The organism is Arthrobacter sp. Hiyo1 (genome assembly GCF_001263615.2).
Classification (GTDB): domain Bacteria; phylum Actinomycetota; class Actinomycetes; order Actinomycetales; family Micrococcaceae; genus Arthrobacter.
Genome location: NZ_DF952469.1, coordinates 356,081 through 358,120, shown reverse-complemented (window position 1 = coordinate 358,120; position 2,040 = coordinate 356,081). Strand labels below are relative to the sequence as shown.

Annotated in this window: 2 protein-coding genes; one reads left to right on the top strand and one right to left on the bottom strand. The window is 64.7% G+C overall.

Features of this window, described 5'->3' with window-relative positions; translation table 11 throughout:
* Positions 1-594, bottom strand: a 594-nt coding sequence (locus AHiyo1_RS06130) for an RDD family protein (RefSeq protein ID WP_059387946.1), incomplete at its 3' end; no start/stop codon positions are given.
* 140 nt (positions 595-734) lie between these two features.
* Between AHiyo1_RS06130 and AHiyo1_RS06125 the strand changes: the two genes are divergently transcribed.
* Entirely contained in the window at positions 735-1,727 is a 993-nt protein-coding gene (locus tag AHiyo1_RS06125; RefSeq protein ID WP_216363141.1) for a stage II sporulation protein M, read from the top strand.
* Positions 1,728-2,040 lie beyond the last annotated feature (313 nt).

Sequence of the window (2,040 nt, the reverse complement as noted above, 5' to 3'; positions counted from 1 at the left end):
CGGAGCCATTCGCCAGGCCTGCTGGATGAACTGTGAGGCCCGCCTCGCCGTCCCATCGGGAACCCTGCCGATATCGGCGAGCGCCACCCAAGCCTGCAGGTGCGGAGGCGCGAAGGGGAGGATTTTGGGTTCGGCAGGAACGCGCTGCCTGAGCGCATAGGTTCCTGCCACGACGTCCCCGAGCCTCTTCGACTTGTCATTGAACAGTGCCACGGCAATGGCCAATCCGCCGAACGTCGCATAGATCTCCAGGAACCCGATCAAGCCGCGGATCACCGCGTGCCGGAAACGGATGGATCCGCCGTCGTCGCGCACGATCCTGAGCCCGGTAGCCAGCTTGCCCAGAGAACGGCCACGGCTCAGCGTTTCCACCGCCACGGGGACCACCACGAGGCACAGCACCCCACTGGACAAAACCATCGCGTTGCCCGCGGCCACGTCCACATCAGGTGCCGCCATACCGATCAGGAACAACAGGCCCACCAGCAACACGACGTGAACCAGGACATCGAGCATGAGCCCAAGGGCCCTCGCCCCGAACGATGCCGGCCGCAGTTCAAGGACTACGGCCTCGCCGGTAATGATAGAACTCAAGCCCGCCCCCAAGCATTGCCACGACCTCCGCAGGACCGGACGGCTCCCGCTGGATCGAGTCTAACCGCGGCCGCCGATGCGGAGGAGGGCTTTGCGTGGATGTGGGACTGTTTGGGGAGGGTGGGGATTAGGGTAGAGCCGTGGACATGGATGCCTTCTCTGTGGTGAACGGGACCAAATGGGCCCGCTTGCACGAGCTCGCGCACAAACGACGCCTGGACGGCGGCGAAGCCGACGAGCTGCTGCGTTTGTACCAAGTGGTGTCATCACACCTGTCCCTCATCCGGTCCGTGGCCCCGGAGAGCGCACTCTCCGCCTCCTTGTCGGCGGCCCTCGCCCAGGCCCGCACGCGCTTCACCGGGGCACGATCGAATTTCATGGAAGACCTCGCCCGCTTTTTCGTGGTGTCCCTGCCAGCCGCGTTCTACCGATTGCGGTGGCTCACTGTCTGGTGCGGGTTTTTCTTCTGCCTTGTGGCCGGTGCCTACACGTTCTGGATCGGAACGTCCCCGGATGCCTTGAGGGCCCTCGGAAGCAGCAACGCCGTGAAGCAATACGTCGACCACGACTTCGTTGACTACTACTCCGAGAACCCTGCTGCATCCTTCGCCGGCGCGGTCTGGACCAACAATGCCTGGATAGGGGCGCAGGCCGTGGCCTTGGGCATCACCGGATTCTGGGTACCCTACATGCTGTTCGGGAATGCCCAGGGCCTGGGAGTTGCGGCTGGCGTGTTTGCCGCCACCGGCAAGATGGACGTGTTTTTCAGCTACATCCTCCCGCACGGCCTCATGGAGTTGACGGCTGTGTTCATCGCCTCCGCGGGCGGTCTCCGCATTTTCTGGGCGATGGTTTCACCGGGTCCGAGGCGCAGGATGCAGGCAGTCGCGGAAGAAGGCCGTTCCCTGATCACCGTGGCCCTGGGCCTGGTGCTTGTCCTGTTCGTTTCCGGACTCGTCGAGGCCTTCGTCACGCCGAGCCCGCTTCCCGTGTGGGCCAAGATCCTGATCGGTTCGCTCGTTCTCGCGGCATACTGGATCTATGCCTTGGTGCTGGGCGGGCGGGCATTCCGCGCCGGCGCCACGGGTGACCTGGACGCAAACGACGCCGGATACCGGGAGATTGCCGCCTGACGGCACCCGGGTCCGGCCGCAATCCGACGTCCGCCGGGGTGGCTCATCGTCTCTCCGCGAGGGCTGACGGTAGGCTCGATGGCAGAGAAGATTGCCAGCGGACCGTTCCTGCTCCGGCATGTGAATCCTACGGAAGTGAAATCCAAGTGACCGAGAAGAGCCCGATCCCCAAAGATCCGGACGCGGATATCCACGACGACGGCGACGAGCCGGCCTTCGAATGGATGAAGCCCGCGGCCAAGTCCGCAGCCACTGATGCACGTCCGGCCGGGGTCCCTGACGGAGCCCGGGACTCTTCGAGCACGCGGGAGCC